The organism is Iocasia fonsfrigidae, assembly GCF_017751145.1.
GTDB classification, from domain to species: Bacteria; Bacillota; Halanaerobiia; order Halanaerobiales; family DTU029; genus Iocasia; species Iocasia fonsfrigidae.
Window position 1 is genome coordinate 143,177 of record NZ_CP046640.1, and the last position, 26,585, is coordinate 169,761.

At 37.1% G+C, this 26,585-nt stretch carries 23 protein-coding genes, 3 tRNA genes and 1 other RNA gene; 26 read left to right on the top strand and 1 reads right to left on the bottom strand.

Translation table 11 applies throughout. The features are described from left to right. Nucleotides 1-26: 26 nt before the first annotated feature. The 20 genes from nifJ (at nucleotide 27) to GM661_RS00895 (ending at nucleotide 17,839) form a co-directional block, all read left to right on the top strand. Nucleotides 27-3,560, top strand: a complete 3,534-nt coding sequence (gene nifJ / locus GM661_RS00800) for a pyruvate:ferredoxin (flavodoxin) oxidoreductase (protein WP_230868329.1) — start codon at nucleotides 27-29, stop codon at nucleotides 3,558-3,560. Between the two features lie 230 nt (nucleotides 3,561-3,790). Beyond that, nucleotides 3,791-3,867, top strand: a tRNA-Arg gene (locus GM661_RS00805). Nucleotides 3,868-3,909: 42 nt separating this feature from the next. Continuing rightward, on the top strand, nucleotides 3,910-4,362 hold the full coding sequence (tadA, locus tag GM661_RS00810) for a tRNA adenosine(34) deaminase TadA (RefSeq protein WP_230868330.1): 453 nt from the start codon (nucleotides 3,910-3,912) through the stop codon (nucleotides 4,360-4,362). Nucleotides 4,363-4,409: 47 nt separating this feature from the next. After that, nucleotides 4,410-4,700, top strand: coding sequence for a hypothetical protein (locus GM661_RS00815; protein WP_230868331.1), 291 nt, complete (start codon nucleotides 4,410-4,412; stop codon nucleotides 4,698-4,700). 47 nt (nucleotides 4,701-4,747) lie between these two features. Further along, nucleotides 4,748-4,839, top strand: a tRNA-Ser gene (locus GM661_RS00820). Nucleotides 4,840-4,970: 131 nt separating this feature from the next. Next, nucleotides 4,971-5,062 (top strand) — tRNA-Ser (locus tag GM661_RS00825). Between the two features lie 16 nt (nucleotides 5,063-5,078). Further along, nucleotides 5,079-5,343: signal recognition particle sRNA large type (gene ffs / locus GM661_RS00830), an RNA gene on the top strand. A gap of 39 nt (nucleotides 5,344-5,382) precedes the next feature. Continuing rightward, a complete protein-coding gene (dnaX, locus tag GM661_RS00835; RefSeq protein WP_230868332.1) occupies nucleotides 5,383-7,116 on the top strand; it encodes a DNA polymerase III subunit gamma/tau in 1,734 nt (577 codons plus the stop codon). A 32-nt stretch (nucleotides 7,117-7,148) separates the two neighbouring features. Next, nucleotides 7,149-7,457: a YbaB/EbfC family nucleoid-associated protein gene (locus tag GM661_RS00840; RefSeq protein WP_125987239.1), complete on the top strand. Its 309-nt coding sequence runs from the start codon at nucleotides 7,149-7,151 to the stop codon at nucleotides 7,455-7,457. Further along, on the top strand, nucleotides 7,457-8,053 hold the full coding sequence (gene recR / locus GM661_RS00845) for a recombination mediator RecR (protein ID WP_230868333.1): 597 nt from the start codon (nucleotides 7,457-7,459) through the stop codon (nucleotides 8,051-8,053). The genes GM661_RS00840 and recR overlap by 1 nt, the downstream gene beginning before the upstream one ends. A 130-nt stretch (nucleotides 8,054-8,183) precedes the next feature. Next, entirely contained in the window at nucleotides 8,184-9,131 is a 948-nt protein-coding gene (locus tag GM661_RS00850; RefSeq protein ID WP_230868334.1) for a 1-phosphofructokinase family hexose kinase, read from the top strand. 4 nt (nucleotides 9,132-9,135) lie between these two features. After that, complete coding sequence (locus tag GM661_RS00855) at nucleotides 9,136-9,597, top strand: CBS domain-containing protein (protein ID WP_230868335.1); 462 nt, start codon at nucleotides 9,136-9,138, stop codon at nucleotides 9,595-9,597. Nucleotides 9,598-9,649: 52 nt separating this feature from the next. Then, nucleotides 9,650-10,942, top strand: coding sequence for a cation:proton antiporter (locus GM661_RS00860; protein WP_230868336.1), 1,293 nt, complete (start codon nucleotides 9,650-9,652; stop codon nucleotides 10,940-10,942). A gap of 317 nt (nucleotides 10,943-11,259) precedes the next feature. Then, nucleotides 11,260-12,207, top strand: coding sequence for a 1-phosphofructokinase family hexose kinase (locus GM661_RS00865; protein ID WP_230868337.1), 948 nt, complete (start codon nucleotides 11,260-11,262; stop codon nucleotides 12,205-12,207). Nucleotides 12,208-12,211: 4 nt separating this feature from the next. After that, complete coding sequence (locus GM661_RS00870) at nucleotides 12,212-12,673, top strand: CBS domain-containing protein (protein WP_230868338.1); 462 nt, start codon at nucleotides 12,212-12,214, stop codon at nucleotides 12,671-12,673. Between the two features lie 41 nt (nucleotides 12,674-12,714). Then, complete coding sequence (locus GM661_RS00875) at nucleotides 12,715-14,022, top strand: cation:proton antiporter (protein WP_230868339.1); 1,308 nt, start codon at nucleotides 12,715-12,717, stop codon at nucleotides 14,020-14,022. A 135-nt stretch (nucleotides 14,023-14,157) separates the two neighbouring features. Beyond that, nucleotides 14,158-14,604: a DMT family transporter gene (locus GM661_RS00880; RefSeq protein WP_230868340.1), complete on the top strand. Its 447-nt coding sequence runs from the start codon at nucleotides 14,158-14,160 to the stop codon at nucleotides 14,602-14,604. A 13-nt stretch (nucleotides 14,605-14,617) separates the two neighbouring features. After that, nucleotides 14,618-14,935, top strand: coding sequence for a DUF2508 family protein (locus GM661_RS00885; protein WP_230868341.1), 318 nt, complete (start codon nucleotides 14,618-14,620; stop codon nucleotides 14,933-14,935). A gap of 217 nt (nucleotides 14,936-15,152) precedes the next feature. Continuing rightward, nucleotides 15,153-16,391, top strand: a complete 1,239-nt coding sequence (hydF, locus tag GM661_RS00890) for a [FeFe] hydrogenase H-cluster maturation GTPase HydF (RefSeq protein WP_230868342.1) — start codon at nucleotides 15,153-15,155, stop codon at nucleotides 16,389-16,391. A gap of 20 nt (nucleotides 16,392-16,411) precedes the next feature. Next, on the top strand, nucleotides 16,412-17,839 hold the full coding sequence (locus GM661_RS00895; protein WP_456237555.1) for an aspartate ammonia-lyase: 1,428 nt from the start codon (nucleotides 16,412-16,414) through the stop codon (nucleotides 17,837-17,839). Nucleotides 17,840-17,851: 12 nt separating this feature from the next. On the opposite strand, the gene nikR is transcribed toward GM661_RS00895, so the two are convergent. After that, complete coding sequence (gene nikR, locus GM661_RS00900) at nucleotides 17,852-18,268, bottom strand: nickel-responsive transcriptional regulator NikR (RefSeq protein ID WP_230868344.1); 417 nt, start codon at nucleotides 18,266-18,268, stop codon at nucleotides 17,852-17,854. 234 nt (nucleotides 18,269-18,502) lie between these two features. On the opposite strand from nikR, the gene GM661_RS00905 reads away from it, so the two are divergent. The 6 genes from GM661_RS00905 to GM661_RS00930 all read left to right on the top strand — a co-directional run bounded on the left by GM661_RS00905 (nucleotide 18,503) and on the right by GM661_RS00930 (nucleotide 26,567). Continuing rightward, nucleotides 18,503-20,914: a glycyl radical protein gene (locus GM661_RS00905; protein ID WP_230868345.1), complete on the top strand. Its 2,412-nt coding sequence runs from the start codon at nucleotides 18,503-18,505 to the stop codon at nucleotides 20,912-20,914. 62 nt (nucleotides 20,915-20,976) lie between these two features. Beyond that, a complete protein-coding gene (locus GM661_RS00910) occupies nucleotides 20,977-21,906 on the top strand; it encodes a glycyl-radical enzyme activating protein (protein ID WP_230868346.1) in 930 nt (309 codons plus the stop codon). Nucleotides 21,907-21,921: 15 nt separating this feature from the next. Continuing rightward, nucleotides 21,922-22,920, top strand: coding sequence for a LacI family DNA-binding transcriptional regulator (locus GM661_RS00915; RefSeq protein ID WP_230868347.1), 999 nt, complete (start codon nucleotides 21,922-21,924; stop codon nucleotides 22,918-22,920). A gap of 151 nt (nucleotides 22,921-23,071) precedes the next feature. Continuing rightward, complete coding sequence (locus GM661_RS00920) at nucleotides 23,072-24,562, top strand: sugar ABC transporter ATP-binding protein (protein ID WP_230868348.1); 1,491 nt, start codon at nucleotides 23,072-23,074, stop codon at nucleotides 24,560-24,562. A 4-nt stretch (nucleotides 24,563-24,566) separates the two neighbouring features. Further along, nucleotides 24,567-25,505: an ABC transporter permease gene (locus tag GM661_RS00925; RefSeq protein ID WP_125987271.1), complete on the top strand. Its 939-nt coding sequence runs from the start codon at nucleotides 24,567-24,569 to the stop codon at nucleotides 25,503-25,505. Between the two features lie 105 nt (nucleotides 25,506-25,610). Then, nucleotides 25,611-26,567: a substrate-binding domain-containing protein gene (locus tag GM661_RS00930; RefSeq protein ID WP_230868349.1), complete on the top strand. Its 957-nt coding sequence runs from the start codon at nucleotides 25,611-25,613 to the stop codon at nucleotides 26,565-26,567. Nucleotides 26,568-26,585: the final 18 nt, after the last annotated feature.

The following is a 26,585-nucleotide window of genomic DNA, read 5'->3' on the forward strand; positions in this document are numbered from 1 at the left end:
ATTATATAAATGGGGGGAAAAAATAAATGGGTAAAACTATGAAGACCATGGATGGTAATACTGCTGCTGCTCATGTGGCATATGCCTTTACTGAAGTAGCTGGTATCTATCCTATTACTCCATCTTCACCTATGGCTGAATATGTTGATACATGGAGTGCTCATGGTCGCAAGAACATTTTTGGACAGCGGGTTAAGCTTACTGAGATGCAATCTGAAGGAGGGGCATCTGGTGCAGTACACGGTTCTTTAGCAACCGGGGCACTGACTACTACATTTACTGCTTCTCAGGGATTGCTGTTAATGATCCCTAATATGTATAAAATTGCTGGGGAATTATTACCTGGTGTATTCCATGTAAGTGCTCGCTCAGTGGCAACCCAGGCATTGTCGATTTTTGGTGATCACTCTGATGTAATGGCAGCAAGACAAACAGGTTTTGCTATGCTAGCTTCAGGTAGTGTCCAGGAAGTTATGGATCTAGCTGGTGTAGCCCACCTGGCAGCTATTAAGTCCAGTATTCCATTTTTACATTTCTTTGATGGTTTCCGCACCTCACATGAGATACAGAAAGTTGAGGTTATGGATTATGATGACTTAGCTAAGTTAGTTGATTATGATGCGGTTAAGAGATTCAAACACAATAGTTTGAATCCTGAACATCCTGTGACAAGGGGTACTGCGGAAAATCCAGATATCTTCTTCCAGGCTCGTGAATCCTGTAACAGCTTTTATGATGCTGTGCCTGATATTGTGGCAGATTATATGGAAGAGATTAGTAAGGTCACAGGTAGGGAATACCGTCCTTTCAATTATGTTGGTGCAGAAGATGCTGAATATGTAGTTATTGCGATGGGTTCTGTAACAGATACCATTGATGAGACTGTTGAGTATCTGACCAGCAAGGGTGAGAAGGTTGGACTTATTAAGGTTCGTCTCTACCGTCCATTCTCAGAAAAATATTTATTAGAGGCACTGCCTGAAACAGTCAAGAAGATTGCTGTTTTAGATAGGACCAAGGAACCGGGTGCTGTAGGTGAACCCTTATATGAAGATGTAAGGAGCCTGTTCTATGATAAAGAAGATGCACCTATTGTAGTTGGTGGCAGGTATGGTCTGAGTTCTAAAAATACTACACCAACACAGATTAAGGCTGTTTTTGAAAATCTCAAGCAAGACCAGTCTAAAAACAATTTTACTGTTGGTATTGTTGATGATGTTACTAATACATCATTAGAATTAGGAGATAAAATAAATACTGCCCCCGAGGGAACCGTACGCTGTAAATTCTGGGGTATGGGTTCTGACGGTACTGTTGGTGCTAATAAGAATGCTATTAAGATTATTGGTGACAATACTGATAAATATGCCCAGGGATATTTCTCCTATGACTCCAAGAAATCAGGTGGTGTAACAGTATCACACCTTCGTTTTGGAGATAATCCAATTAAATCTACTTATCTAATTGAAGAAGCTGATTATGTAGCCTGTCATAAGGAATCATATGTCAACCAGTTTGATCTACTGGATGGACTAAAAGATGGTGGGACTTTTGTGCTTAATTGTACCTGGTCTAAAGATGAATTAGATGAAAAACTCCCTGCCGGTATTAAAAAATATCTGGCTGAGCATAATATTGATCTTTATATTATAAACGCCTTTGATATAGCTGCTGAAGTAGGTCTTGGCGGCAGGATAAATATGGTTATGCAGACTGCTTTCTTTAAATTGGCCAAAATTATTCCTGTAGATGAAGCAGTTAAATACCTGAAAGAAGCGATTAAGAAAAGTTATGGACATAAGGGAGACAAGATTGTAAAGATGAACTATGATGCAGTAGACAAGGCCCTTGATGCCCTGGAAAAAGTTGAAGTGCCAGCTGACTGGGCCAATATCGGTAGTGAAGCTGCTGCTACAATTGAGGAAGACAAACCAGAATTTATTAAAAATATACTGGAACCAATTGCCCAGCAGAAGGGTGATGACCTACCTGTAAGTGCGTTTGTTGGCTGCGAAGATGGACATTTCCCACAGGGCACTTCTGCTTATGAAAAACGCGCAATTGCTATTAATATACCTGAGTGGCAGATGGATAAATGTATTGAATGTAACCAGTGTGCTATCTCCTGTCCACATGCAGTAATCAGACCCTTCCTGCTTAATGAGGAAGAGGCTGCTAATGCCCCTGAGGGTTTTGCCGCCAAAGAGGCTAAGGGCAAACAGTTTGAAGGTTTAGTATACCGACTTCAGGTCAGTGCTTTAGACTGTACGGGATGTGGTGTTTGTGCTAATGTATGTCCTGTAGGTGCCCTGGAAATGAAACCTGCTGGGGAACAGATTGATAATCAGCAAGAAAATTGGGAATATGCGATAAACAATATAGCTATTAAAGATGAGTTAATGAACAAATACTCTGTTAAAGGTAGTCAGTTCTGTCAGCCATTACTTGAATTCTCAGGTGCCTGTGCTGGTTGTGGTGAAACACCCTATGCTAAGTTAATAACACAGTTGTTTGGTGATAGAATGATTATAGCCAATGCTACTGGTTGTTCATCAATCTGGGGTGGTTCAGCACCAAGTACACCATATACAACCAATGAAGACGGACACGGTCCAGCCTGGGCTAATTCACTCTTTGAAGATAATGCCGAGTATGGCTATGGTATGTATCTGGGTATGGAACAAAATAGGGATAGGCTTGCTGATTTAGCACAGGAACTTATTAAAGCCAACTTAGGTGAAGACCTTAATGATGCCCTACAAAACTGGCTTGATAATAAGGACCTTGGTGCGGAATCCAAGGCAGCAACAATTCAGTTGATTCCTGTATTAAGTAAATATGCAGATAATGATCTGGCGGCTGAAATCTTAGATATGAAGGAATACCTGACCAAGAAGTCACAGTGGATCTTCGGTGGAGACGGCTGGGCTTATGATATCGGTTATGGTGGTCTTGACCATGTACTTGCCTCTGGTGATGATGTCAATGTAATGGTCTTTGATACTGAGGTATATTCCAATACAGGTGGTCAGTCCTCCAAGGCTACACCAACTGCTGCTGTAGCTAAATTTGCTGCTTCTGGTAAGAAGATACGCAAGAAAGACCTTGGACAGATGGCAATTAGTTATGGTTATGTATATGTTGCTCAGATTGCCCTTGGTGCCAATATGAATCAAACCCTTAAAGCCCTTAAAGAAGCAGAGGCTTATCCAGGACCGTCCCTGATAATTGCCTATGCTCCATGTATAAATCATGGGCTTAAAGCTGGTATGGGCTGCAGTGTTGAGCAAGAAAAGAATGCTGTTCAAGCAGGATACTGGCACCTATACAGGTTTAATCCTGAGCTTGAAGAAGAAGGTAAAAATCCATTTAGTTTAGATTCTAAAGAACCTACCGAATCATTCCAGGATTATCTTAAGAGTGAGGTTCGTTATACATCACTTGAAAAGACCTTCCCTGAAATTGCTAAAGAATATTTCCAAAAAGCCGAAAAAGATGCTAAGGCTAGATATGAGTCCTATAAACGTCTGGAGTCTTCTTTTGCTAAGGGAAATGAATAACTCTGGATATATATTGTCCAATAAAGGTATTAAGGCAGTGGGAGACTACTGTCTTAATACCTTTTAATTATCTAGCAGAAAATTCATCTTGACTTTTTTCTTAAGACATAGTACAATTTTAGTTGTGCTTGGACAAAAGTGCTTTAAAAAGCACTTTAAGTACTTTAAAAATCAAAAAAAGATTTGCTTTTTTATGTTCTTTATGTTAATATAATATTTGCTGATATCAGGTGCCCGTAGCTCAACTGGATAGAGCGTCTGACTACGGATCAGAAGGCTGAGGGTTCGACTCCTTCCGGGCACGCCATTTTAATTTAAGGATTTACACCAGGTGGTGTAAGTTTATTTTATGAAAAAAGATGAAGAGTATATGAGATTGGCTATAATAGAAGCTGGCAAGGCCCTGGAGATTGAGGAAGTCCCTATCGGGGCTGTAGTTATCTCTAAGGGAGAAATTATCGGTAGAGGGTATAATTTAAGGGAAAACACTAATGACCCTACTGCCCATGCTGAGATTATTGCCCTCAAGAATGCTGCTGCAAATTTAAATAGTTGGCGTTTAGATGAGTGTAGTCTTTATGTAACCATAGAACCCTGTCCGATGTGTGCTGGGGCAATTGTTCAGGCTCGTATTAAAAGATTGGTTTATGGAGCTAAGGACCCCAAAGCTGGAGCAGCAGGCAGCCTTTATAATATTGTAAGAGATAAGAGATTAAATCATCAGGTAGAACTTAAAGCTGGAGTGCTGGCTGAGGAATGTGGTGACTTGATGAAGGGGTTTTTTAGAAAACTCCGGAAGTAATTGATAGATATTATAAAGGTGATTTTAAAAGCTGGGGGGGTTAAAGAATGAGTGATAAGTTAGCTGAATTACTAGAAGGGTTTTATAATTTTAGAGAATCTATGGAGAAGAGATTTGACAGGCTCGAAAACAGATTTGACAGGCTTGAGGATAGGTTTGATAAGCTTGGAAATAGGTTTGATAGTTTAGCAACAAGATTTAATAGTTTAGAAGAAAAGGCAAATGAGATTGCTAAAGACGTCAAAGATATTAAAAGGACACAGACTACCAATAGACGACAGATTGCAGAAAACACTTTAGATATTTCTGATATTAAAGAAAAACTTAAGATTAGCTGATATAATTATGCAATTTAGTAAATCAAATTATAGATAGAGCCCATTCTGGAAGGGTGGGTGAGTCTGGCTGAAACCGCTCGACTCGAAATCGAGTAGACGCATAAACGTCTCGAGGGTTCAAATCCCTCCCCTTCCGCCATACTAAAAGTTTGAAGCTAGAGCTTTATAGTTTTAACTTTTAATATATATGTGTAGAGGAAGTAAATAGTAGGTTTAAGGGTCTAAAAGGTTTATTCCAACCTCTAACCTCCAACTTCCTACATCCAATATGGAGAGGTGTCCGAGTCTGGCTTAAGGGGCTCGCCTGGAAAGCGAGTGTAGGTTACCGCCTACCGAGGGTTCGAATCCCTCCCTCTCCGCCATATAGATAAGATTTGGCCGTACTAAATGGGGGGGTAGCGGTACCCTGTAACCTGCAACCCGCTATAGCAGGATTGAAGCCGAGCTGAGGATTTTCCTTTGTGGGGTCCGGCCTTGATAAGTGGTGTTGACAATCGGGTCTTACGCAATGAAGCTTTATGAACCCCGTCAGGTCCGGGAGGAAGCAGCGGTAAGTAAATGTCTTCATGTGCCGTAAGGGTGCTTGGTTCGAGCTAACTGTCAAGGTAACGCCTGGGAAGGGAGATTCGAGGTAGGTGTACGGCCTTTTTATACATATAATAAGTTTTAGGGAGGTGATCCTATGGCTTTTCTATCATTATATAGGAAGTATCGTCCCGATGATTTTGAGGGGCTGATAGGCCAGGAGCATGTAGTTAAAACCTTGAAGAACACATTGCAGACCGGTAGGATCGGCCATGCCTATCTATTTGCTGGTCCACGGGGAACAGGTAAGACATCTACTGCTAAAGTCTTTGCTAAGGCTTTAAATTGTGTTAAGGGGCCAACTATAGAGCCCTGTGGTGAATGCCCGGCATGTCAGAAGATTAATTCAGGGCGGTCCCTGGATGTTATTGAGATAGATGCTGCTTCAAATCGAGGTATTGATGAGATAAGGGATCTCCGGGAAAAGGTTAAATTCTATCCTACTGAAGGAGATTATAAAGTATATATTATAGATGAGGTACATATGTTAACTAAAGGGGCTTTTAATGCCCTGCTTAAGACATTAGAAGAGCCCCCCGAAAATGTCGTATTTATCCTGGCTACTACTGAACCACACCGTGTAATCGATACCATACTCTCCCGCTGCCAGCGTTATGATTTTTCCTTATTAACTATTAAAGATATTAAGAAACGGTTAAAATATATTTGTCAGGCTGAATCTGTGACCTATCATGAAGGGGCAGTGGACCTTATTGCCCGCAGTTCTAATGGTGGTATGAGGGATGCGATAAGTCTACTGGATCAGGCAATTTCTTTTACAAATGGTCAGTTAGATGAAAATCGCTTGCAGGAGATGCTTGGTAAGGTAGATAGCACAGTATTGGTTGATTTATTTAATAAAATAGTAAATAAAGAAACGGCTGCTGCCATTGAATTATTAAACCAGATTATTGATAGGGGTAATGCCCTGTCTGTTTTGCTTGATGATTTAATTGAATACCTCAGGCAGTTACTTTTGATCAAGGAATGCGGGGGCAAAACAAGTGTTCTTGACCTCCCTGAAGAGAGAATAGAGGAACTACTGCAGGAAAGTAATAAAGTTGACATATCTTTATTAATAAACTTTATTGAGGAGTTAACAAGTATTAAAAAAGATTTTGTTTTTACAGAACAGCCGCAGATACTCCTGGAAATGGGTATAATAAAATTGGCTGCTTTAGATCAGGGTGATTCCCTTACTGCATTAAAATCCAGGATAGCCAGCTTAGAGCTTGCCTTAAAGGAATTACTTGAAGGTAAAAGAAAGGCAAGACCTCCAGTTTCGGTTGATAAACAGGGAGGTCAGGAAGCAAAAACGGTTAATAATACAAAACCGTCAGTAATAGAAGATAAGAGTGAAGATAAAAAAAATGTTGTTAAGAAGAAAGAAAGAGATACAGGACCTGCCGAGAATAGTAATATTACTATTGAACAGGTAAGGGAGCTGTGGCCTGTTATTCTGGAGAAAATAAAGGAGAAAGATATAAGTGTTCAGGCCTATCTACTGGAGGGAAAACCAGAGGCTGTTATAGATAATTGTCTTAGTATTGAGTTTCCAGAAGATAAGGGTTTTCATAAAAATGCTGCTGCCAGGAAGTTAGACCTTGTTAAAAAGGTGATAACGACTGTACTAGGTACAGACTGCCAGCTTGTTTTTAAGCTGAGAGGAGAAGAACTAGCTGAGGCTAAAAAAAAAGAACTGACTGAGCAGGAGAGCAATAATGGAGATAGAGAAGATAATAGAGATGACCTTGTTGATAGGGTAGCTGATTTTTTTGAAGGGGAAGTAATAAAGGTTAATTATGAAGTATTAGAAGATAAAGGGACTTAGTTTTTGTCAAAAAAATAAGGGGGTTTATAACGGTGAATATGAATAAACTAATGAAACAGGCTCAGCAGATGCAGGCGAAGATGGCCAAGATGCAGGATGAATTAAAAGAAAAGACGGTTGAGGCTACTGCCGGAGGTGGGGTTGTTAAAGTAGTTGTAAATGGGAAACAGGAATTGTTGGATATAAAGATTGACCCTGATGCTGTTGACCCTGAAGATGTAGAAATGCTGGAAGACCTGATCCTGGCAGCTGTTAATGAAGGTATGCGAAAAATTTCAGATATGGTTAATGAAGAGATGGGCAAATTAACCGGCGGGATGAATATCCCGGGGATGTTTTAATGAGATATTATCCCCGTCCTATGGGGAAGTTAATCAATGAGTTAAGTAAGTTGCCTGGGGTGGGTCCTAAAACTGCACAGCGTCTGGCTTTTTTTATACTGGGGCGTAATAAGGGTGAGGTAAATGAACTAGCCCGGGCTCTACTTGATGCCAGGGAGAATATAAGGTATTGTTCTGTCTGTAATAATTTGACGGAAGAAGAGACCTGTAATTTTTGTTCTTCACTGGAGAGAGACAGGTCATTAATCTGTGTGGTAGAGAGTCCTAAAGATGTAATTGCTATGGAAAAAACAGGTGAATATAATGGTCTTTATCATGTTTTACATGGTTCTATTTCCCCAATGGATGGAGTAGGGCCTGATGATATTAGGATTAAAAATCTAATTCCCCGTCTCAAGGAAGGGGTTGATGAGGTCATTGTAGCCACTGATCCTAATGCAGAAGGTGATGTGACGGCTATGTATTTAGCTAAACTGCTAAAACCACTGGGGGTTAAAGTAACCAGGATTGCTCACGGTCTTCCGGTGGGTGGTGACCTGGAATATGCTGATGAAGTAACCCTATCAAAGGCTTTAGAGGGTAGGAGAGAGTTATAAGTAGGACTATCATGATGGTAGTTCTACTTATTATTTATTAAAGATTAAAATTTTTTAATTAAAGAGGATATTATAAACTAACAGCGAAAATAATATATGGATAAAATATTTATAGAGGGAGGGAGTTAGCTTGATTACAACTGTTACTTTAAATCCAGCAATAGATAGGGAATATTTTGTTACAGAACATGTGGCTAAAAGACATGAATACCTTTATGATAAAAAGGATATCAGGGTATACCCTGGTGGGAAAGGTCTTTTAACAGCAATTGATTTAAAATACATGGGATACCCAGATGTACAGAATTTAGGTTTTGTAGGTGGTAAACAGGGATTGTTTTTTGAAAAGATGGTCCAGAAGTATAAGATAACGACAAATTATATCTATACCGAAAATGAGATCAGGAATAATGTCTTTATTATTTCAAAAAACCCGGTAACTTTTACCCATTATAGTGATTATTCTTACAGGGTGACTAAAAAAGATGTTGAGGATCTGATTAAACGCTTTAAAAGGGCTATAGTGGATAGTGATCTGATTATTATAGCAGGCTCAATACCTGAGGGTGTAGATTTTGATATATATCAAAGGATGATTAGTATTTGTAATGGCCAGGACAAGGATGTTTTCTTGGAGGCCAGTGGAGAGACCTTAAATCAGGCTTTAAAGGAAAAGCCAAAAGTAGTTAGTCCATACTTTAAACACACCAGAAAAATACTTGACCAGGAGGTTGTGGAATTTGAGGATTATGTAAAAATGGGTTATAGATTGTTAGAGGAGGGTGCCCATAGTGTAGTTATTCCTCACCACTGTGATCGTTTATTATTTATAGATGGCAAGGCTTATTCTTTAACACCAGTAGATTTTTGTCTTAGAAACTGGTTAGGTGCTGGTGATGCTTATAATGCTGGATTTTATGACTATATAGCCCGTAAAGGTTTTGACTTTATAGAGGCCAATAGGTATGGGGCAGCAGCAGCACTTACTGTGGCAGAAAACAGAAGTATTTTTATTAAAGATAAAGAATTGATCAAAGATAATTTAAATAGAATTAAAATCAAAGAGTTGGAGGTGTAGCAACTTGGGTATAGTTAAGGATTATATGATGCGCACCCTGGTTTCAGTTTGTGAGGATGATCAGATAAAAGAGGCCATTAGAATTATGTATAAGGCCGAGATGTCGGTATTACCAGTTGTTAATGCAGAGAACAAATTTTTAGGGACTATTTATAGTGAAAACATATTAAAGAATATTCTCCCAGAGAAGTATGGCTACCTTGTTAATAATCGTTTATTATATGAGGTTAATCAGGCAGCTGATAATTTGGAAGAGATTAAGGATAGAACTGTTGGTGAATATATGTTCGCCCGTACATCTGCTGTATTAGAAAATGACAAGATGTATAAAATTGCAGATGTTATGTTAGATAATAAAGAATCAATACTTTTTGTTGTCAATGAGTCTGGAAATCTGAGGGGTTATATTTCCCGGGCAGATTTACTCTATTATTTATTAAAAGTCTGTAATAAACAGGATGAATAAAAAATAAGACAATAATTCAATAATTCAATAAAATATCGAGGTGTAAGTGAAGATGGATTTTGAAATTGATAAATTGCGGGGGTTTGGAGAATGGTTTCTACTAAACCATGCTAATAATAAACTGATTTATGTGCTAGGAATTTTAATTATTATGGCTTTTTTAGTTGTCTTATTAACTAAAAGGTATAGGGTTCCTATTGTTGTTGGGTATGTTTTTTTGGGTATGTTGATTAGTCATGATGTTATAAATTTTTTGCCTTTTATAGGCTCAGTGCAGAAAGAGTGGTACTTTTTTGCGTTAAATAATCTGGGTTATCTGACCAATATAGCTCTGGCATTTATTGCTTTTACTATTGGGACAGAGCTTTCTATTAAGACCTTGAAGCAATTGGGTAAATCTATTATATTTATCGCTTTGTTGGAATCCACTGGAGCCTTTATGATAGTAACTTTGGTTGTACTTGCTATGGGCAAACCTTTATATCTGGCTTTAGTATTGGGAGCAATAGCTTCAGCAACAGCTCCGGCAGCTACAGTTATGGTACTCAAGGAATATAGGGCAGAAGGGGAATTAACCTCATCAATATTGGCTGTGGTAGGGATAGATGATGCTATAGCACTAATTATCTTTAGTTTAGTAGAACCTATTGCACTTATTCAACTTAAAGGTGGGGGTAATCTTTCTCTGGGACAGATATTAGGCAAACCCTTCTTGGAGATATTTGGTTCGCTTTTTATTGGTTTAGTAGTAGGATATCTTTCCCAGATGTTGATAAGCAGTTTTGAAGATGATACTAAGAAAATTTTATGCTTAGTTACAACAATTATAGGGGGTTCAGCCCTGGCTATTTTCTTGAATTTTTCTCCTTTGATTACAAATATGGCAGTTGGTTTTGCTTTTCGTAACTTTGCCAGGAAAAATCTCGGTGTAGGTAGTTATATGGATATACTTACGATACCTTTGTATGCTATGTTTTTTATTCTAGCTGGGACAGAGATACGTTTAACAGGTATTGCCTCAATTAGTTTTTTAATGATTGCTTTTGTCTATCTGATTTCTCGGATTATCGGCAAGGTATCAGGTGCTTCATTGGGTGCTATTTTAGGTAAAGCACCAGATAAGGTTAAGAAATATATAGGTTTCGGATTATTACCTCAAAGTGGTGTTGCTATTGCACTGGCATATACCGTACAACAGGACTTCGTTACAGCACCTCAGATTGGCTTATTAGTTTTTAATGTACTTTTATTTACAGCAGCTTTGACTGAGGTATTTGGACCATTTGCTACCAAATATGCTCTAATAAAATCAGGTGAAGCAAGGGAAAGTATCACAAACACTTAATTATGAAAAGGACTATTATGAAAGAGCCTTATTTAAAAAACTTGTCTTGTAATGAAAAACGGCCTTTTTGTGTTCATATTATGTTAATATATTTAATAATGAATTGATTAAAATAAGATTAAATTTGTTCAAAAGATAGAGAATCCTTGTTTCGAGGATTCTCTTTTTTAATGTCCAGGAAATTAGTACTTATATTTTTTAAATTTAGAATAATTTTACTAGTGTTTATTTTTTATGATATAATAAATTAAGATTTATACCCTAGGAATGGGGGGGGAATCTGACGGAATGATAAATTATTAAGGGGGGAGATAATTATGATAACTACAGTTACTTTAAATCCAGCAATAGATAGGGAATATTTTGTTACAGAACATGTGGCTAAAAGACATGAATACCTTTATGATAAAAAGGATATCAGGGTATACCCTGGTGGGAAAGGTCTTTTAACAGCAATTGATTTAAAATACATGGGATACCCAGATGTACAGAATTTAGGTTTTGTAGGTGGTAAACAGGGATTGTTTTTTGAAAAGATGGTCCAGAAGTATAAGATAACGACAAATTATATCTATACCGAAAATGAGATCAGGAATAATGTCTTTATTATTTCAAAAAACCCGGTAACTTTTACCCATTATAGTGATTATTCTTACAGGGTGACTAAAAAAGATGTTGAGGATCTGATTAAACGCTTTAAAAGGGCTATAGTGGATAGTGATCTGATTATTATAGCAGGCTCAATACCTGAGGGTGTAGATTTTGATATATATCAAAGGATGATTAGTATTTGTAATGACCAGGACAAGGATGTTTTCCTACAGGCCAGTGGAGAGACCTTAAATCAGGCTTTAAAGGAAAAGCCAAAAGTAGTTAGTCCATACTTTAAACACACCAGAAAAATACTTGACCAGGAGGTTGTGGAATTTGAGGATTATGTAAAAATGGGTTATAGATTGTTAGAGGAGGGTGCCCATAGTGTAGTTATTCCTCACCACTGTGATCGTTTATTATTTATAGATGGCAAGGCTTATTCTTTAACACCAGTAGATTTTTGTCTTAGAAACTGGTTAGGTGCTGGTGATGCTTATAATGCTGGATTTTATGACTATATAGCCCGTAAAGGTTTTGACTTTATAGAGGCCAATAGGTATGGGGCAGCAGCAGCACTTACTGTGGCAGAAAACAGAAGTATTTTTATTAAAGATAAAGAATTGATCAAAGATAATTTAAATAGAATTAAAATCAAAGAGTTGGAGGTGTAGCAACTTGGGTATAGTTAAGGATTATATGATGCGCACCCTGGTTTCAGTTTGTGAGGATGATCAGATAAAAGAGGCCATTAGAATTATGTATAAAGCCGAGATGTCGGTATTACCAGTTGTTAATGCAGAGAACAAATTTTTAGGGACTATTTATAGTGAAAACATATTAAAGAATATTCTCCCAGAGAAGTATGGCTACCTTGTTAATAATCATTTATTATATGGGGTAAATCAGGCAGCTGAAAATTTGATAGAGGTTAAGGAAAGAGGGGTTAAAGAATATATGTCAACCAGAACCTCTGTTGTAATGGAAAATGACAAGATGTATAAAATTGCAGATGTTATGTTAGATAATAAAGAATCGATACTTTTTGTTGTCAATGAGTCTGGAAATCTGAGGGGTTATATTTCCCGGGCAGATTTACTCTATTATTTATTAAAAGTCTGTAATAAACAGGATGAATAAAAAATAAGACTATAATTTAATAAGATACTGAGGTGTAATAAATGGATTTTGAAATTGATAAATTACGGGACATTGGGGAGTGGTTTGTATTAAATCAGGCTAGCAATAAATTTATTTATGTGGTAGGTTTTTTGATCTTTATGGCTTTATTAGTTGTCTTATTATCTAAAAAGTATAGGGTTCCTATTGTTGTTGGATATGTTTTTTTGGGTATGTTATTTAGTCATGATGTTATAAGTGCCCTCCCTTTTATAAGTCCAGAACAAAAAGAATGGTACTTTTTTACCTTGAACAACTTTGAGTATATGACTAATATAGCTCTGGCATTTATTGCTTTTACTATTGGTACTGAGCTTTCGGTTAAGATGTTAAGACGTCTGGGTAAACCGATTATGTTTATTGCCTTTATACAATGTATAGCAGCTTTTCTTGTAGTAACAATAGCGGTACTTGCTATTGGTAAGCCGCTATATCTGGCTTTAATATTGGGGGCAATATCTTCAGCAACAGCACCAGCCGCAACTGTAATGGTACTTAAGGAATATAAAGCTGAAGGTGTACTGACAGCAATGATCATTGCTGTAATAGGGATAGATGATGCTATAGCCCTGATAATTTTTAGTCTAATAGAACCTATTGCTCTTACGCAATATAGTGGGAGTGGCTCCCTGGCTATTAGCCATCTATTGGGAGAACCGATGATAGAGATTTTTGCTTCTCTATTTATTGGCTTGATTATCGGTTACCTTTCCCAAAGTTTAATAAGTACCTTTGAGGATAGTACTAAGAAAATTTTAACTTTAGTCACAACTATTATAGGTGGATCAGCACTGGCGCTTTTACTGAATTTGTCTCCCTTAATAACTAATATGGCAGTTGGTTTTGCTTTTCGTAACTTTGCCAGGAAAAACCTTGGTGTAGGTAATTATATGGACATACTTACGATACCTTTATATGCTCTATTTTTTATTCTGGCTGGGACAGAGATAAGGTTGGCAAGTATAGCTTCAAGTAGTTTTTTGATCATTGCTTTTGTTTATTTAATCTCCAGGGTTATAGGTAAGGTGTCAGGTGCCTCTTTAGGGGCAATTTTGGGACAGGCACCAGATAAAGTCAAGAAATATATTGGTTTAGGCTTGTTACCGCAGAGTGGTGTTGCTATAGCAATGGCCTATACTGTGCAGCAGGATTTTATAGCAGTTCCTGAAGTTGGTTTGCTGGTTTTTAATGTGTTGTTATTTACAGCAGCACTTACTGAGGTATTTGGACCATTTGCTACCAAATATGCAGTAGTCAAAGCTGGTGAAGCACATGGTTTAGAAGAGGGAGTACGAAAAGAGAATGCTTAATTTTTTATAATTATATTAAAGAATTGTATGCAGGGCAGCTGTGAAATTGGCTGCCCTATTTTATTAGCCAAAAGTTATTTTCTGTATAAAGTTTTTTATTTATGTAAAAAATAATTGGGAAAGAGGGGTGTTGTAGTGTTTGGATTTCCATTACTTTATCTTGCTTTAGCAGCCCTGGCAGGACTTTCTATGGCATTACAGGGGTCACTTAATGCTGTACTGGGGAAAAAGACAGGTATATTGGAGGCCTCATTTATTGTTCATTTTACTGCTGTAATTGTCCTGTTAATTTTTATTCTTATAAATTTGAATAAAATTAATATCCCCCAATGGAGAAAAATCCCCTGGTATCTTTATCTGGGTGGTTTACTGGGGGTAATTATAAGTTATACGGTGATAATTACTATTCCTAAGCTAGGGGTAGCTGTAGCAACTACCGCGATAATTACCGCACAGGTTTTAACAGCTTCTTTTATTGATCACTTTGGCATTTTTGGGCTGGAAGAGATCCCATTTACCTGGATTAAGCTGGTAGGGGTGTTTTTTTTGGCTGCAGGGGTGCGTTTATTGTTGCATAATTGAAAGGGGTTAAATGATGGAATTGATGACCTTAAAAGATCAATTGAGTGATTTTTTGGCTAAAAGTAAAGAAATTTATCGATATCTTAAGGAGTCCTGGCTTATCTCTAAAACTGAATTCGACCGAGCAAAATTGCCCAATAATAAGGTTGATATATATAAAGAACTGGAAGAGGCATATCAGGAATGGGTTGAGGCGAAACAGTATTTTAATAATGTCTCAGAACCACCTGAACTGATTGATCATGCAGCCTATTTAGTTCAGGCTGCTGAAAGAAAGTATATCTTCTATTTAAAAAAAATCAGGGGAAAAGAAGAATCAGGGAATCTATAACTTTTAATTCTTGTGAAACCTTGTACAAAATAAGATACTGTGATATACTAATCTAAACAAAATAAAAAACCTGTTTATATGTTTTATATTTTTCTTCCTGGGTTTGAGGGTTGTCCTGAGAACAGGGGAAGGGGTTTGTTTTGTAAAGTTATCTCTACCTGTTAATTATCTGGTAGGGTTTTTTGTATTTTGTTGAAAAATAAGAGGAGTGATATTTATGCAGGATACACCACAGGCTAATCTGCCTCATATTGCTGTTTTTGGCCGTCGTAATGTTGGGAAATCCAGTTTAATTAATGCCCTTACAAATCAAAAGCTGGCCCTGGTATCTGAAATAGCTGGAACTACTGCTGACCCTGTCTATAAGAAAATGGAGTTGCTCCCACTGGGTCCAGTGGTTATGATTGATACTGCTGGAATTGATGATACAGGAGACTTAGGTGAGCTCAGGGTTGAAAAGACTATGGAGGTTATCCGCAAGACAGATCTGGCCCTACTTGTTATTGAAGCAGACTATGGTATAACTGAATTTGAAAGAAGGCTCTATAGTCATCTACAAGAAAATGAGATTACTATTCTGGTGCTGATTAATAAGACTGATATCTGTCAGGAGGAAATCTCAGGGCTCACTAGGCAAATTAAGGAAGAATGGGATCAGGAGCCTATTACTGTTAGTGCATTACAAAAGAAAGGCATTGATAATCTACGAAATAAGATTGTCCAGAATGCCCCTGAAGATTATGAAGAACCATTTATTATTGGTGATTTAATTAATCCCGGGGATATAGTGATACTGGTTACACCGATTGACCTGTCAGCCCCTAAGGGGAGATTGATTTTACCTCAGGTACAGACAATTAGGGATGTCCTGGATCATGATGGTATTGTAATTGTAAATAAGGAACGGGAACTGAAAATGACTTTAAGTAAGTTGAAAGAAAAACCAAAGATTGTTGTCACAGATTCCCAGGCTTTTATGAAGGTAGATGCTGATGTCCCAGATGATATATTAATGACCAGTTTTTCAATTCTCTTTGCCCGTTATAAAGGTGATCTGGAGATGTTTCTGGAAGGGGCTAGAAAACTAAGAGAACTAAAGGCTGATGACAGGGTCCTTATAGCTGAAGCCTGTACACATCACCGGCAGGCTGATGACATTGGTACAGTAAAGATTCCCCGCTGGCTTAGGTCAAAGGTTGGTAATGGACTAAAGTTTGATCATGTTTCTGGTCGTGAATACCCTAAAAACTTGAATGATTATGATTTGATTTTACATTGTGGTGGGTGTATGTTAAACCGGAGGGAAGTAATTTCTCGACTGAGAGAGGCCCATCAGGCTGGTGTTCCAGTAATAAATTATGGGATGGCGATTGCCCAGTTACATGGTATTCTTGATAGGGCTTTAAAACCCTTTACGGCTATACATTCAATCTGGCTTGATGAGGAACAGGGTTAAATTTTGAGGGGGGAGTGGATTTGTCTTTAAATAAAGGAAAAGATAAGAGAGTTGAATCAGACCTTATTGGTAAAATGGAGTTGTCAGTAGAAGCCTATTACGGGATTAATACCCTGCGGGCAATGGAAAATTTTTCGCTGAGCTCTTTCCGGGTTCATCCAGAGTTAATTAAAGGAATAGCAGCAGTAAAAAAGGCTGCAGCTATTACTAATCAACAACTTGATCTCCTGCCAGCAAAAAAGGCAGAGGCTATAATACAAGCCTGTGAGGAGATTATGGAAGGTGGCTTAAGGGAGGAGTTTAAGCTTGATGCCTATCAAGGTGGGGCAGGAACCTCAACGAATATGATGTTGAATGAGGTTATTGCCAATAGAGCCCTGGAGATTATAGGAGAAAAAAAGGGCTCTTATCAGTTAATTCATCCTAATGATGATGTAAATAAAGGTCAGTCGACCAATGATGTCTATCCTACTGCTTTAAGGATTGCTGTCCTTAAATTGTTGGTACCTTTGACAGATTCTTTTGCTTCTTTACAGGGAGCTTTACAGGAGAAAGAGAAGGAATTTGCTGAGGTAGTAAAATTAGGCCGGACCCAGCTGCAGGATGCCCTTCCGATCACTCTGGGACAGGAATTTGCTGCTTATGCTGAGGCTATTGGCAGGGACCGTTGGCGTTTATATAAGATAGAAGAGAGGTTAAAAAAGACTAATCTTGGGGGGACTGCTATTGGTACAGGATTAAATACCCCTCAGACTTATATCTTTAAAATTTACCAGCAATTACGGCAGGTAACAGGTCTTAGCCTGGCTCAGGCAGAAAATATGATAGATATCACCCAGAATATGGATGTTTTCGTAGAGGTATCAGGGTTGCTTAAGGCGGCTGCTGTAAATCTAAATAAAATTGCCAGTGACCTGCGGCTCCTCTCTTCAGGCCCCAGGGGTGGGATAGCTGAGTTAAGGTTACCAGAGGTTCAGGCCGGGTCATCAATTATGCCTGGCAAGGTAAATCCAGTTATCTGTGAATTGATTAATCAAGTTTCTGTTGAAATTATCTCCAGTGACCAGGCAGTTACCCTGGCAGCAAGGGATGGCCAGCTGGAACTGAATGCTTTTACCCCTTTGATAGCCCATAAGATCTTAAATGCTATGGAAATTATGCAGAAAGGGGTAGACATATTTGTGAGTAAGTGTATAAAAGGAATTGAGGTTGATATCAGTAGGTGCGAGGAATTACTGAAGAACAGTCTGGCCGGGGTTACTGCTCTGGTTCCCTATCTTGGATATGATAAATGCAGTCAACTGGCCCATAAAGTAATAGAATCAGCTCAAAGCCTGACAGAAGTAGTACTTTCTGAAGGGCTTTTAAGCAGGAAAGAATTAGCTAGGATTATGGAGAGGGAATCGATGACCAGACCGGGTATTATTAATATTAAAAATAGTGATTAAGTTCTTCCTGTATTATTTAAAGGATTCCCCTCTGCTTGAGATAGTTAGTTTACCGTGTTTAACACCCTTCAAACCGATAAGGGATTCAGCTGCCTGCTGGACTTTAAGTGGCTCTCCTTCAATGATCATGACTTCCAAGCAAAAATCGTGGCTTAGATGGAGATGAAGGTTTGATTTAAAGATGTGGTGGTAGTTGTGCTGGATATCCAGCATTTTTTTGTTTAAGCCCCGTTGGTGGTGGTTGTATAGTAGTGTCAGGGTTCCAATTACTTTTCCTTCACTGTGCAGCCACTCTTCTTCAACTATTTTGTTTCTGATGAGGTCACGAATGGCCTCTGATCTATTGCTATATGTCCCTTCAATTAGTTTATCAAATTTCTTTAAAAGTTTTTCTTCGATGGAAACACCGGTGCGGATCACTTTAGACATTATAATCACTCCCTAGATAGAACAGCTTATATTAATTATTCTATAAGGGAGGGGTTTATTCCTGCTTTAGTGAATTATCAAAAAATTGTTAAAGTAAATAAAATTTAAAGTTGACAAACAGAGAAAGACATGATATTATATAATTAATGTAACCGGTTACAGTTGTTTTGCCAGGGATTATTGAATTTTAATATTAAAAAATGTTATATTGTTACATTTTAGGAGGTGATGTTGTTGAGTGAGAGAACCAAGAAACTAAGGGATGAATTAATGAACACTATACCAGCAATTTGTTCAGAAAGAGCTAAAATATTTACTGAATCTATGAAAGAAAGTGTTGGCCAGCCTATTGTTAAAAGAAGGGCTGAGGCTTTTAGTAAGGTGTTAAAAGAGATGAGACTTTATGTAAGGAGAGATGAATTAATTGTTGGTAATCAGGCAAGCAAACCTCGTTCGGCGCCTGTTTTTCCTGAATATTCTGTAGAGTGGATCAAGGATGAGTTAAATGGTAATCCATATCATTTTAGTGAAAGGCCATCAGATAAATTTGAGTGTGATAAAAAAACTAGCAATGAATTAATGGAGATAATTGATTACTGGCAGGGCAAAACCTTATTTAAAAATTTAAAGGAACTACTACCAGAAGAGGCGAATAAGGCCTGGGAGATGGGTGCAATTGATGAAACCTGGGTATCAGCAGGGGGGTTAGGCAACATATTGCCTGACTATAGTGTTATACTTAATAATGGTTTAAGCTCATTTATCAGGCAAGCTGAAGAGGTTATTGCTAGTTTGGATCTTAAACAACCAGCTCAAATAAAGAAATATTGGTTTTTAAAGGCGGTAATCACTACTAATAAGGCTGTGATTGATTTTGCCCATCGTTTTGCAAATAAACTTAGACAAATGGCAGTGGATACCAACAATAAACAGCATAAAAAAGAGCTAGAAATTATGGCCAGTAATTGTCTGCGAGTTCCAGAAAAGCCTGCTACATCATTCTGGGAAGCCCTCCAATCTGTCTGTTTTGTCCATTTGGCTATTCAAATTGAGACAAATGGTCATGCAATTTCATTAGGTAGGTTTGACCAATATTTATGGCCTTTTTATAAAAAGGATCTTGAAAATGGAGTTATTAATAAAGATGAAGCACTTGAACTTGTAGAAAACTTCTTTATAAAGACAAATGAGGTAAATAAATTACGTTCCTGGCCTGATACAGAATATTTTCCTGGTTACCATATGGCAGAAAATCTTGCTATAGGGGGTCAAAATGCAAAAGGTGAGGATGCTGTCAATGAACTAACTTATATCATCCTAGCTGCAACAGAGAATTTAAAGTTGCCTAAACCATCTGTTTCCTTAAAGTGGTTTGAAGGAACGTCGAAAGATTTTATGGAAAGAGCCCTAGAAGTTGTACAAAATCATTCTGGTGGACAGCCTGCTTTTTATAATGATTTAGGAGTTATAAGGATGCTAAAAAATATGGGTGTAAAAAATGAGGATTGTTACAACTGGGCACCTGTAGGTTGTATCGAAGCATCAATACCAGGGAAATGGGATTTTGCAGCAAAAGGCTCCTGGTTAAATACTGCTAAAATACTTGAAATAACTTTAAATAATGGGAAAGACCCTAAAACAGGTATCACTCTTTTGCCAGGAGATGGTGACCTAACTACCTTTAATAATATACAGGAGGTTATGAAGGCATTTAAAAAACAATTGCGCTATTATATGAATTTACAGGTTATAACAGAGCATATAAATGATGAGTTACATATGCTACATGATGTTAATGCCTTTAGATCTTCGCTTATACAGGATTGTATTAAAAGGAGTAAATCACTTATTGAAGGGGGTTCAATTTATTCTGCTGATGGTGGGCCAACTGTGGGGGCAATGACAGCAGGGGATTCCTTAGCTGCTATAGAAACAGTAATTTTTAATAAAGCTTGGTTAACAGGTAGCCAGTTACAGCATGCCCTGGAGACTAATTTTACTGATGATACTACGGATCCTACTGGTGAAGAAATAAGACAAATGCTGCTAAATAAAACACCTAAATTCGGAAATGATGATGATAAAGCAGATAGATGGACTGTTTTAATCAATGATTTTATGGGTTCTACTTATCATCATGAATTTAAGAATTCTCGTTATGGCAAAGGACCAATTCCAGGGACATATGCCTTAAGTCAAAGTTCGGTAACAGGTAATGTAGCTTTTGGTAATGCTGTTGGGGCTACACCAGATGGACGGCAAGCTCAAAAACCTCTAAATAATGGGGTATCACCTGCAACAGGGGCAGAGAGAAATGGATTAGTTGCAACTATTAATTCTGTAAGTAAGTTGCCGAGTATCTGGTTCCAAAAGGGGGCAATCTTTAATGTAAGACTGAGCCCAAACATTTTAAAAAGCAAAGTGGGTAAAGAGAGAGTAACTGGAATAATAGAGACACTTTTCAATAACAATCAGTATCATATACAGTTTAATGTAATAGGAAATGAAACCCTTAAAGATGCGCAAGAGAAACCAGAAGATTATCGTAATTTGATGGTCAGGGTTGCGGGGTATAGCGCATTTTTTACACCTCTTAATAAAGAATTACAGGATGATATTATTAAGCGTATGGAATTTAGTAACTAAATAATTATCTTAAGGGCTCTATTAATACAGCCCTTAAGAATACTTTCAGGAGAGGAATAGAAATGGTCGATTCAGGAACTAAAGGGATAATTTTTGACCTTAAACGCTTTGCTACAGCAGATGGGCCCGGTATTCGTGGGTTAATTTTTTTAAAAGGTTGTCCCTTAAGATGTAAGTGGTGTGCTAATCCAGAGTCTCAATTAAAAAAAACCCAGCTTATATATTATCAGAATAAATGCAGTGGCTGTGGCAGATGTATAGAAATTTGCCCTCAGGATGCTATTAAACAAGATGAAAGCTTTGGTCTGGTAGTAGATAGTGCCAGATGTAATCAATGTGGTAAATGTGTTGAACGTTGCTATTATGAAGCCAGGGAATTAGTTGGTAAAGAGCTTACTGTTGGACAATTAATGAATACTATTAGACGGGATAAGAGTTTTTATGATAACTCTAGGGGTGGAATTACTTTAACTGGTGGAGAACCACTATTACAGCCAGAATTTACACGGGACTTGTTAAAACTCTGTAGTAAGGAAGGGATTAATACTGCTATAGAAACCAGTGGATATGGAAAATGGGAATGTATAGAGGAAATAATTCCGTATTTAGATCTGATTTTTTATGATATTAAACACATTGACCCTGATTTGCACCAGAAATATACGGGGATATCTAATGATTTAATATTAGCAAACCTTAAACAGCTAGATACCATCTTAAAAGAAAAAAAAATAATTGTAAGAGTACCATTTATTCCCGGTTGTAATAGTGGTGATGTAATACAGAAAAGGATTATGGCTTGGGTTGCAGATTTAGCAAGTGTAAAAAGAATTGAGATTATGCCTTATCACCGGTTAGGAACAAATAAATACTGCGGACTGGGTAGGAGCTACGAATTAGAGGGCTTGGAGGCTGTCAACAAAGTAGAATTAGCTTATTTGCTTGATTTTGGGAAAGAATATGGAGTTAAGATTCAGATTGATGCTAGTTAGGGGTGAACAAAGTCTATGGGTATGACAATTAGGGATATTGCAGAGATGTGTGATGTTTCAACGGCTACTGTGTCAAGGGTGTTAAACTCACCTGATCAAGTTGCTGAAAAAACAAGGGAAAAGGTGTTGCAGGTTATTAAAGAAGAGAATTATATTCCTAATCAAATTGCTAAAAATTTAAATTCTAATATCACTAATAATATTGCCTTATTCATCTTTGATATTATGAACCCTTTTTTTACTAAATTAATAAAAGAGGCCAATAGAATAGCATTTGATTGGAATTATTCGCTCATTATCTGTGATACGGAAAATGAGAAAGAGAGGGAATTAAAATATTTAAATTATATCAATAAAAGCAAGTTTGCAGGTTTAATTTTGACGGAGGGTATTTCTGGTGAGATTTTGGAAAAGCTTGATCCTTCATACCCAGTTGTTTGTATTGACCGTTATATTAACAGCAATAGCAATAGGAATTATCCTATTATTACCTCTGAGAATAGGGAGGGGGCAAGAAAGGCTGTTGAATATCTAGTTACTTTAAATCATAAAAAAATAGCACATGTTTCAGGAACACCAGGTGTTAAGACTGCAGATGAGCGAAAACAGGGATATTTGGACATTGTCGAAAAATATGAACTTCCAGTTGATGAAAGGTATATCTATACAGGAGATTTCAGAACTGAGAGTGGTATTAAGGCTTTAGAATATTTTCTGTCTTTAGAGGAAATGCCAACAGCTATTTTTTGTGCCAATGATTTAATGGCCAAGGGTTTGCTTGGCAGGTCAATGTCGTTAAATATAAATGTCCCGGGAGATTTATCAATAATTGGGTTTGATGGGATTTTAAATAATTCTTATTATAAATTAACTACAGTTAAGCAGTCTATTGCCCAAATGGCATCGGTAGCAATGAAGGAGCTGATTAACTTAATTGAAAAAAAGACTGTATCCCCAAAAGAAAGGAAGATACCAGGGAAATTAATTGTTGGGGATACCTGTCAAAAACTTTAAGTATGTGTTCGAAAAGGTATAAATAGGGGATTATATATCCCTAAGCGAAGTTAAGGTGTTACCGTTGAGTGAAGGGATATATAATCCCCGGCGGGTATATACTGATACTTTTCGAACAGAATCTTTTAAATTGAAAGGAGGGAGGATTAAGATGAGTAAACTTCTTGAAATGAAAAATATAAGCAAGACTTTTCCTGGGGTAAAAGCCCTTGATAATGTACAATTTGATCTTCAAAAAGGGGAAGTACATGTTTTATTAGGAGAAAATGGTGCTGGTAAATCAACCTTGATTAAAATACTTTCTGGTGCCCATACAAAAGATAATGGGGAAATTTTTATTGAGGGTAAAGAGGCTACCATAGAAAAACCAGCAGATGCTTTTGCATATGGGGTAAGTATTATTTATCAGGAGTTTAATTTGAATCCCTATATGTCGATTTATGAAAATTTGTTTCTAGGTAGGGAATACACAAGTAAATATAGGTTTATTAATAAGCAGAAAGCAATCAAAAAGACTAAAGAGATAAGTAAGGTAGTAGGCTTAAATGCTAAACCAACTACCCTGGTTGAGGAACTAACTGTTGCTGAAAAACAATTGGTAGAGATTGCTAAGGCGCTTATCTTTGAGGCCAAGATGATAGTCTTTGATGAACCAACAGCTACCCTGACTGAGACCGAAATTGAGCTCTTATTCAAGATAATAAGGGATTTAAAGGCAAATGGGATGGGAATAGTTTATATATCTCATCGAATGAATGAACTAAAAGAGATTGGGGATAGGTGTACTATTTTAAGGGATGGTCAATATGTAGATACTGTGGAGCTGGATCAGGTAAGTAAAAACGAGTTAGTTAGTAAAATGGTTGGTCGCAAAATAGATGAGAATAATAAGAAAAAAGATAGTCATAGTTGTGATGAAGTAGTTCTTAGAGTTGTAAATCTGTGTTATAAAGATAAGGTTAATAATGCTTCTTTTGAGCTAAGAAAGGGGGAAATATTAGGTATTGCTGGTTTAGTTGGGGCTGGTAGAACTGAACTGGCTAAGACGATTATAGGGGAATTTGCTAAAGAAAAAGGAGAAACTATTGTAAAGGATAGGGTAGTAGAACTAAGTTCACCTAGTGTAGCGATAAAAAATGATATAGTTTATCTAAGTGAGGACAGAAAAGATGAAGGATTATTTCTTGAACATAGTGTCAAAAGAAATATTACAATTTCTTCTTTGGATAAGATAAGGGCCAAATTTTGCTTGCATAATAGCAAAGAGAAAAACATCTGTCAAAGTTTAATAGAAAAAATGAACATTAAAACCCCTTCACAGGAGACTAAAGTTGTTACTTTAAGTGGGGGTAATCAACAAAAGATTGTTATTGCTAAGGGGCTTTGCCAGCAGTCAAGTATATATATATTTGATGAGCCTACCAGAGGTATTGATGTAGGGGCTAAGGAAGAAATATACAATATCATGACCAAGTTAGTTAAAGATGGAGCTTCAATTATTATGATTTCTTCTGATATGCCAGAGATAATGAAAATGTCTGACCGTATCATGGTCATGTATCATGGTCAGATAGCTAATATCTTTGATAACACTAGTGATTTAAGTCAAGAACAGATTTTATCTTCTGCGATAGGGGGCTAGTTTAATGTTAAAAGGAATAAATGCTAGAGAATTTTTAAAGAAATTTGGCATCTATCTGGGGTTTTTAATTATATTTCTATTATTTTCTGTTTTAAGTCCTTACTTTTTTGCCCAAAGGAATATCCTTAATATTATAGTTCAATCTGCAATAATAGCCATCATTGCTATTGGAGAAACTATAGTTATTTTGACAGGTGGAATTGATTTAAGTGTAGGTTCTATTGTAGCTTTTGTAAGTATAATAACAGGAATGACATTAGTAGCTGGTTGGCCAATACCCTTAGCTATAATCTTTAGTATTATGGTAGGGGTGATGATTGGTTTAATAAATGGGACTATTATTTCGTTTGGTAAAGTGCCTGCTTTCATTATGACCCTGGGTATGATGAGCATTGCTAAGGGAGCTTCCTTAGCTGCTAATGATGGAAGGCCTGTATCTGGGTTACCAATTTCTTTTCAAAATATTGCCACAACAAGAATTCTGGGTATACCGATTTTTGTAATCTATTGTATTATTGCCTTTACTATTATGTATATTGTATTAAACAAAATTAAACTAGGGCGCTATATTTACGCTATCGGTGGGAATAAGAGTGCTGCCCGTTTATCAGGAATTAAGGTAAAAAAGATAAATACTATTGCTTATGTTTTTAGTGGACTTTTTGCGGGAATTGGTGGTGTTTTACTAACAGCTAGGCTTAATTATGCGACACCGCTATCTGGGGAAGGGTATGAACTTGATGTGATTGCTGCTGCAGTTATTGGGGGAACAGCCCTTTCTGGTGGTTCAGGAAATATTCTAGGTACACTTGTTGGGGCGCTGATGTTAGGAACTTTAAGGAATGGTTTAACACTTTTAGATGTATCAAGTTTTTATCAGAAAATTATTATTGGGACTGTTATTATAGCGGCAGTTTTTGTAGACAAAGCAAAGGATAGATAGAAGTTTTTTGAGGAATATTCAATAATTTTTAGGGTTAGAAAGGTGAATTTTTTGATTGAATATTGTGATCTTTCAAATGTTTCAAACACAAGGGGGATAATAAAAATGAAAAAATTAATTATTATGTTGACTCTTTTGATATTGATAGTATGTAGTTCTAGTTCATTTGTTTTGGCAAAAGATATAAGAATTGGTTTTATTCCCATGACCTTAAGCAATGAGTATTTTATTACCATGGTTAATGCAGCAAAACAGGAAGCAGAAAAATTAGGTGTAGAATTACTGGTTCAGGCTGGCCAGAGGCATGGTAGTGCCCAGGAGCAATTGCAAATTGTAGAAAATATGATAACGCGTCAGGTTGATGCTATTTGTATTGTTGCTAGTAGTTCAGAAGGATTAATTACTGCTTTGGGCAAAGCACAGCGTGCTGGTGTTCCAGTAATTAATCTTGATACCCGGGTTGATCCAGTAGCGGTTAAAAAGGCCGGTCTTGACCCGATACCATTCATTGGTACCAACAATTATACTGGTGCTAAAAAAGCAGGAGCAAGGGCTTTTGAATTAGTTGGCGCTAAGGCTGAAGTAGCTATTTTAACAGGTATTTCCGGGCAACAAAATGCGAGAGATAGGCGAAATGGATTTTACGACCTTGTAGAAGGAAAATTTAAAGTAGTGGCAGAACAAACAGCAAACTGGGAAGTAGAACAGGGGTATAATGTATCCCAGAATATACTTCAGGCAAATCCTTCATTAAAACTCATTTTTGCCAGTAATGATAATATGGCCTTAGGTGCCTATAGGGCTATCAAAGAAGCAGGACTGGATAATAAAATTGAAGTTATTGGATTTGATGCTGTACCAGCAGCCCTTGAAAGTATTAAAAATGGAGAGATGGACTCTACAGTAGCACAGTTTCCTGCAGAAATGGGAATTAAAGGTGTACAGACAGCAGTAAAAATGATTGAGGGTAAAGATGTAGATAATACTATGTATACAAAAACCCTGTTAATTACTAAAGAGAATGTTGAAGAATTCATACAATATTTAGCTCAGTTCAAGTAAATTAAGATATTTCACCTT